This is a genomic window from Anaerorhabdus sp. (assembly GCF_036657415.1).
Lineage (GTDB): Bacteria > Bacillota_I > Bacilli_A > Erysipelotrichales > Erysipelotrichaceae > Anaerorhabdus.
In genome coordinates, this window is the sequence record NZ_JAVXGL010000022.1 from 21,993 (window position 1) to 29,934 (window position 7,942).

General features: G+C 32.8%; 8 protein-coding genes. 7 read left to right on the forward strand and 1 reads right to left on the reverse strand.

What is annotated here, in order from left to right; genetic code table 11:
- The first annotated feature begins 5 nt into the window (after positions 1–5).
- The 7 genes from RSB60_RS04895 (at position 6) to RSB60_RS04925 (ending at position 6,764) form a co-directional block, all read left to right on the forward strand.
- Positions 6–968 (forward strand): bifunctional 4-hydroxy-2-oxoglutarate aldolase/2-dehydro-3-deoxy-phosphogluconate aldolase, encoded by a 963-nt coding sequence (locus RSB60_RS04895; protein WP_332614885.1) that lies wholly within the window; start codon positions 6–8, stop codon positions 966–968.
- A complete protein-coding gene (locus RSB60_RS04900; RefSeq protein ID WP_332614887.1) occupies positions 965–1,984 on the forward strand; it encodes a sugar kinase in 1,020 nt (339 codons plus the stop codon). Before RSB60_RS04895 ends, RSB60_RS04900 begins: the two co-directional genes overlap by 4 nt.
- On the forward strand, positions 1,984–3,024 hold the full coding sequence (gene uxuA / locus RSB60_RS04905; protein WP_332614889.1) for a mannonate dehydratase: 1,041 nt from the start codon (positions 1,984–1,986) through the stop codon (positions 3,022–3,024). Before RSB60_RS04900 ends, uxuA begins: the two co-directional genes overlap by 1 nt.
- Position 3,025: 1 nt before the next feature.
- Entirely contained in the window at positions 3,026–3,868 is an 843-nt protein-coding gene (locus RSB60_RS04910) for an SDR family oxidoreductase (protein WP_332614891.1), read from the forward strand.
- A 196-nt stretch (positions 3,869–4,064) separates the two neighbouring features.
- Positions 4,065–4,889 carry a Cof-type HAD-IIB family hydrolase gene (locus RSB60_RS04915; protein WP_323382391.1) on the forward strand — a complete coding sequence of 275 codons (825 nt, stop codon included), beginning with the start codon at positions 4,065–4,067 and terminating at the stop codon, positions 4,887–4,889.
- Between the two features lie 11 nt (positions 4,890–4,900).
- Entirely contained in the window at positions 4,901–5,827 is a 927-nt protein-coding gene (locus tag RSB60_RS04920) for a 1-phosphofructokinase family hexose kinase (RefSeq protein WP_332516525.1), read from the forward strand.
- Positions 5,828–5,894: 67 nt separating this feature from the next.
- Positions 5,895–6,764: a DMT family transporter gene (locus RSB60_RS04925; RefSeq protein WP_323382389.1), complete on the forward strand. Its 870-nt coding sequence runs from the start codon at positions 5,895–5,897 to the stop codon at positions 6,762–6,764.
- Here the strand turns inward: RSB60_RS04925 and RSB60_RS04930 are convergent.
- A partial coding sequence (locus RSB60_RS04930) for a PRD domain-containing protein (RefSeq protein WP_332614893.1) occupies positions 6,765–7,942 on the reverse strand: 1,178 nt, incomplete at its 5' end.

The following is a 7,942-nucleotide window of genomic DNA, read 5'->3' on the forward strand; positions in this document are numbered from 1 at the left end:
AAACAATGACAATAATAAATGAAATCAAAAAAATAGGAATAGTACCAGTAATCAAGATAGATGAACTTGAAGATGCAGTCCCATTAGCGAAAGCACTGTGTGAAGGGGGAATACCGGTAGCGGAAATCACCTTTCGCACAAGTTTAGCGAAAGAAGCAATGCGACGAATTCATGAAGCCTGTCCAGAAATGATAGTAGGAGCAGGAACAGTAATAACGAAACAACAAGTCGATGATGCAATTGAAGTAGGAGCGAAGTTTATTGTCTCACCAGGACTAAACCCAAACATCGTGACCTATTGCCAAGAAAAGAAGATTCCAGTAGTACCTGGATGTTCATGTGCAAGTGATATAGAACGAGCATTAGAACTAGGACTAACAACTGTAAAATTCTTTCCGGCAGAACAATTAGGCGGATTAAAAATGATTAAAGCCTTGGCAGCACCCTATACGAAGGTAAACTTTATGCCAACAGGGGGTATCAATGCAGAAAACATCAAAGAGTATATGCAAGTAGAAAAGATTGTGGCTTGTGGTGGTACATGGATGATGGATGCCAAAGCAATAAAAGAAAAAGACTTTGATAAAATTAAGAAACTAACAGAAGAAGCAGTGAAATCAATGTTAGGGTTAACACTACAACATGTAGGTGTTAACGCAAGTCCATCAACTTCAAAAGAAGTAGCGAATCAATTTGCGACACTCTTTGGAGGAAGTACAAGAGAAACAACAAAGGGATACTTTGGAAGTGAATCAATCGAAGTCATGAATCAAGGTGGGGGCACACATGGACATTTAGCAGTAGGTGCCTATAATGTAGAACGAGCAAAACATTATTTTGAAACAAAGGGATTTAACTTTGATGAAACAACAGCAGAATTCGATGCAACAGGAGAATTAAAATTTATTTATATAAAAGAAGAAATCAATGGCTTCAAAGTACATTTAGTAAGGAGAACAAGTCGATGAAAATCATAACAATGGGAGAAATCATGGTAAGACTTTCAACTGAAGGGAATACAAGATTTAGCCAAAGTAGGTGTTTCGACGTTGTCTATGGTGGAGGAGAAGCGAATGTAGCGGTGTCTTTAGCGAACTATGGTCATGATGCTTACTTTGTATCCAAACTACCGACGCATGAAATAGGACAAGCGGCTGTGAATGCATTGAGAAATTATGGAGTGCATACAGAGTACATAGCGCGTGGTGGAGAGCGTGTAGGAATTTACTATCTTGAAACAGGTGCAAGTATGCGTGCAAGTAAAGTTATTTATGATCGTGCACATTCAGCGATTGCAGAGGCAAGTGAATCTGATTTTGACTTTGATACAATCATGAAAGAGGCAGACTGGTTTCATTGGTCAGGGATTACACCAGCAATTAGTGAAACAGCAGCTGTCTTAGTAGAAAAGGCATGTATTGCAGCGAAGAAGTACAATGTCACAGTTTCAGTAGACTTAAACTTTAGAAAGAAATTATGGACCAAAGAAAAAGCACAATCGATCATGAAACCATTAATGCAATACGTTGATGTATGTATTGGTAATGAGGAAGATGCCGAACTATGCTTAGGATTTAAACCAACAGCGAATGTGGAAAAAGGAGAAACAGGAGCTGAAGGGTATGTTGAGATATTTAAAGCAATGAAAGAAGAGTTTGGATTTAAGATTGTCACATCCACATTAAGAGAAAGCTATAGTGCAAACCATAATGGATGGAAAGCATTACTGTATGATGGAGAAACATTCTACCAATCAAAACGCTATGATATTGAACCAATCATTGATCGCGTCGGTGGAGGAGATAGTTATTCAGGGGGATTAATTCATGGATTACTAACAAAACAGAGTAAACAAGAAGCATTAGAGTTTGCGGTTGCGGCATCGGCATTAAAACATACGATTCCTGGTGATTTTAATCTTGTGAGTGAAGCTGAAGTTGAGGCTTTATGTCAAGGGGACGCTTCGGGTAGAGTGCAAAGATAATGAAAATGACATTTAGGTGGTTTGGTGATACAGACAAAGTGCCACTAAATTATATTAAACAAATTCCATGTATGAGTGGAGTTGTAAGTGCTATTTATAGTGTTCCAGTAGGAGACATTTGGCCAGAGAAAGAAATAGTTGAACTTAAAAATAAATGTGTAAAAGAAGGATTAGAATTTGAAGTAGTTGAATCAGTTCCGGTGCACGAAGATATTAAACTTGGAAAAGGTAAATATAAGGAATATATCGAGAACTATAAGAAAAATATTCGTCTACTATCAAAGCATGGAATTAAATGTATTTGTTATAACTTCATGCCAGTATTCGATTGGACACGCAGTGAGTTGAATCATCCTCTTGATGATGGAAGTAATGCATTAGTTTACTATCAAGAACAATTGAATAACATCGACATAAAAAATATGTCTTTACCAGGATGGGATGCAAGTTATACACCAGAAGAAATGATGAATCTTATTGATGAGTATAAAAAAATAGGTGAAGAAGGATTGTGGAAAAATCTAGAATATTTCATTCATGAAATTATACCTGTTGCAATTGAGTGTGATGTTAAGATGGCTATTCATCCAGATGATCCTCCTTGGAATATCTTCGGATTACCAAGAATTATTACTAGTGAAAAGAATCTAGATCGTTTCTTGGCACTTTATGATGATATTCATCACGGATTGACATTGTGTAGTGGTTCGCTTGGATGTACAAAAAGCAATGACATTCCTAAGTTAATTGCGAAATATACAAAGATAAAGCGTATTCACTTTGCACATATTCGTAATGTGAAAATAATAAATAATACTGATTTTGAAGAATCAGCACATTATTCAAAATGTGGCAGTCTAAATATGGTAGATATTTTAAAAGCGTATTATGAAAATGGATTTAATGGATATATTAGACCAGATCATGGAAGAATGATTTGGGGCGAAACTGGAAAACCTGGTTATGGTTTATATGACCGTGCATTAGGTGCTATGTATCTAGCAGGTATTTGGGAAACATTAGAGAAGGGAAGTAAGTAAAATGATTCCTTTTGAAATTAATTTGTTAAATAAAGTAGTTGTCATAACTGGAGCAGGTGGAATTATTTGTAATACATTCGCAAAAGCATTGTCTAAAACAGGTGCTAGGTTAGCTTTATTGGATATCAATGAAGAAGCAGTATTACAACTGGAAAAAGAGATAAATGAAGCTGGTGGAACTTCCCAAGCATATAAATGCAATGTTTTATCAAGTGATTCATTAAAGAAAATTCATGAAGAAATTGTAAAGAACTTAGGACCATGCGATATCTTAATTAATGGTGCAGGTGGTAATAATCCAAAAGCAACAACCGATGATGAATATTTGGATAGAAATAAGATGAATGAATTAAAAACATTCTATGATTTAGATGAAGATGGAATACGTTTTGTATTTGATCTTAACTTCATGGGAACTTTATTACCAACACAAATCTTTTCAAAAGATATGTTGGGGAAGGAAGGCTGTAGTGTTATTAATATATCAAGTATGAATGCATATACACCATTAACGAAAATACCAGCATATAGTGCAGCTAAGGCGGGTATTAGTAATTTTACACAATGGCTAGCTGTTTACTTTAAAAATGAGAACATTCGTTGTAATGCAATCGCACCTGGATTTTTTGTGACAAAACAAAATGAAAAGATGTTGTTTAATGATTTAGGAGAACCAACAGAAAGAACAAAGAAAATTCTTAGTAATACACCGATGAATCGCTTTGGTAAAATTGATGAATTAGTGGGTACATTGTTCTTTCTATTGTGTAATGATGCAAGTAGTTTTGTAACTGGAGTAGTAATACCAGTTGATGGTGGTTTTTCAGCATATTCGGGAGTTTGATTTCACATAATATCACATAGAAGTAACACAACTATTTGATAGTGGTTTGTTATTATAATCGTGCAAGGATATCTTGCCTATACGTTGACCCCCTATCAATGTGTAGATATATTCTATCCCCTTATATATTTGAAAAGAAGAAAGACCTTTGGGTCTTTTTTCTTTGTGTTATAATAATCCTAGTGAGGACATAAAGATGAAATATATATTCTTAGATATTGATGGAACGCTCTATAGCCCAAAGATTAATGCAGTACCATATTCAGCAATGGATGCACTTAAAAAAGCAAAAGAAAATGGTCATAAATTATTTGTATGTACTGGAAGATCACTTTCAGCAGCCAAATTATTTTTGAACTTAGATGTTGATGGATTTGTATTTAGTGCTGGAGCTGTAGTCTATGTGCATGGTAAACGAGTACATGATAAAGCGTTTAGAAAAGAAGATATCGTGTTAGTAAGAAAATTAGCTTCATTGTTTAATCTTGGCTACTGTTTAGAAGGAAATGCAGGAGCATACTATGATGAAGTAGCTTATCGTCATATTTATGAATACTTCTCAGGCTCTGCTAAAAATGTTGAGGAAGGCATTGAAATTATGCGCTCAAATTGTTATTTTCCAATTGAATACTATGATGAAAATGACCGTGTTTCAAAGATTTGTGTGTATGCGGAAGATGAGCATATGATTGAGCAATTGAAAAAAGAACTTCCAGAAGAATTCAATTGTTTAACAACATTGAGAAATCCTAAAATTAAATCTCATTGTGTAGAAATTAGTTATAAAACTGAAACTAAAGGAACTGCCGCAAAAATTGTATGTGAAGCTTATGGAGCAACATTAAAAGATGCGATTGCGATTGGTGATAGTTCGAATGATTTCGAGATGATTAGAGATTGCGGTATAGGAATATCGATGGGTAATGGAAGTGAAGATATAAAAGAAATTGCAGATTATATTACTACAGATATTTTAGATGATGGTATTGAAAATGCATTTAAGCATTATGGAATAATATAGGAGGTATAAGGATGATACATACAGTAACACTAAATCCTTCGTTGGATAAAACAGCAAAATGTGATTCATTTGAAAAAGGTAATTTGAATCGTATTGAAATTACAAGCTATGATGTTGGTGGAAAAGGAATTAATGCATCAAAAACAATTCGAGCTTTAAATGGAGTATCAACTGCTTATGCTATTTTAGGTGGTGCAGTAGGTGCAACAATTAAAGATGTTTTAGAAACTAGATATATACCACTGTTTACATCAACTGTTGAACAAAATACAAGAATTAATTTAAAAGTGATTGATAAAAAAGGATCATTAACAGAATTTAATGAACTTGGTCCACATGTAGACAAGAAAAATATCACAGAGATTGTGAATGCATTAAAAGCCAATGTTAAACCATTAGATGTCGTGATTCTAGCAGGCAGTGTTCCAAATGGTATCAATAGTAATGTATATCAAAAAATGATTATTGAAGTTAAAAAACTTGGTGCACTTGTTATTCTCGATACATCAGGTGAAGCATTAATAGAAGGTATTAAGAGTTGTCCAACAATTATAAAGCCAAATCGTAGAGAACTGGCTGAATGCTTTGGCGAAGAATCATTAACAATTCCACAATGTATAGAAAAAGCAAAAGAATTAATTAAGACCGGAATTGTATTAGTTGTAGTTTCATTAGGAAAAGAAGGTGCACTTTTTGTCACAAAGGATAATGTTTATCAAGCACTTCCAATTCATGTCGAAACAAAATCATCTGTTGGTGCGGGGGATGCAATGGTTGGTGCTATAGCTTATGGATATGATCAAAGATATACATTAGAAGAAATCATGAAACTTTCGATGGCAGCCGCAACAGGAGCTGTTACCACAGTTGGAACGAAACCAGCTGAAGCTAAATATGTAAAACAAGTAATGAAAGCAGTCGTTTTAAAAAAGAAGTAAACGAAATCAAATCTTTATGATAAAATGGAAAAAGTACAATTAAATTGTGCTTTTTTTAGGGGGACTTATGACAAAAAATAGGGCGATAGTACTTACAATAATTTCTGCGTTAATCTATGGGTTCACACCAGTATTATGTTCAATGACATACGAGTATGGAAATAACCCATATTCATTAACGTTTTTCAGAAGTTTACTTGTTCTCCCAGTTTTGGCAGTCTTACTCATTAAGAATAAAATTTCACTTAGATTAAATAAAGATGAATTTATAAAGATGATGATTATCGGCTTATTTGGAGCGGTCTTCACTACGTTACTCTTATATAGCAGTTATACATATATTGGGGTCGGAACAGCAACGACACTTCATTTTATGTATCCTTTATTTGTATTGGTTATTTGTCATTTCATTTATCGTGATCATATTACAACAAGACAATACATTTCACTTGCACTAGCAATGATTGGCATTGTTTGTTTTATAGATTTTAATGATTTTTCAAGAATACAAGGTATTGCAATGGCACTGATTAGTGGAGTAACATTTGCGGTTTATTTAGTGGGTATTGAAAAAGCAGGATTATCATCGATGAATAATTACAAACTATCTTTTTATTTATCAGCTATTGTTAGTGTTTCATTACTTGTGTTTAATATTTTTTCAAATCAAATTGTATTCAATCAACCGGTATCTAATTATTTTCTAATGGTATGTATTGGATTGTTGGCATCATTCATTGCACTCATCTTCTTGAAGATAGGAATAGAAGAATTGGGAAGTACCCTTGCAAGTATGTTCTGTTTATTTGAACCAATATCATCTGTTGTGTTTGGTTTCTTCTTATTAAATGAATCGGTTGGTTTTATGAAAATTCTAGGGTGTCTCTTTATTATTGTGGCAATGGCATTACTCGTGATGAAAAAGAAAAAAGCATAATCATTTTTTGAAAAATGAATTTGCTTTTTTTTCAATAATTTCTTTTACATTTTGTTTTAAAAGAATAAGAAATTCTGGTGTGAAAACAAGTGGTGCAATGAACACAGGAATTTTTACAGTGTCTATTGGTTCATTTGAGATAATGAAATCAATATCACTTGCAGAGAAGTTAATAATCGTTTCATCAGTTACGACTTCTAAATTAGGAATATTATTTTTTAAGGTATGAATATTCAAATCTTGTTCAAAAATATTATTGGTAACAACATAGTAACAGACAAGTTTATTAATTTGAATTAATGATATATCTGCTAGCAATAAAGTGATTGTCGCAATTCCTGAAGAAGGTAACTCTTTATTCACAATTTCATTCATGATGGGATTTATTAATTTCGCTAAGTTAAATAATTTTGGATATAATACTTTAATTGTTTCTTCATTGGGATTATAAAGGTCATATTCAAAATTTGATTTTTGCATTACTTTTTCTAGGTATGGGAATAATTTAACTCTAAAATAATCTTTATCAAATTCAATCATATAATCTTGTAATGTATTGTAGAAAATATCAATGATTTCAAAGAGAAGTTTGGGATTACTTGATTCTTGGAAAGCGACTTCATAAGTAGAAGTCGAATTTGAGGATAGTAGCGAAGATAAATAAAGAATTTCATTATCATTTAATTGAATGCCAAACTTGCTGTTTAACTTCGCGTCATTTTCTTTCATAAATTCAAGAATTTTAACATTTTTTAGTTTTTTCTTTAGTTCGTGATTGATTGTGATTGTATAGCCTTTTTGAATTCTTTCAAACGAAATTAAGAAAAGTGTAATAATGCGTTCTAATTCACTATGGGTAATTTTAAACTTCGCAAAGTTTTCAACACTTAAGATAAAATTTCTGAGGTAGGTACGATAGTGATTATTGAAATCGCCAAATACATAATCCATGTAATTGATGATTTCTGGATAAGAGTAATAGTTTACTTTATCTTCTTTTAACATTGAAGTTGCCCAATCGAGTAGACATTTTCGTTTTCGTTTTTCTCCACAAATAAGTTCTATGCCGGTTTTACGTGTTTTTTCAATTTTAACATCATTTGTTTCAAAGAATTCTTCAATTTCTTTTAAAAATGCTTCAACTCTATCATTAGTACCAATTGGAACTGTTGACTTAA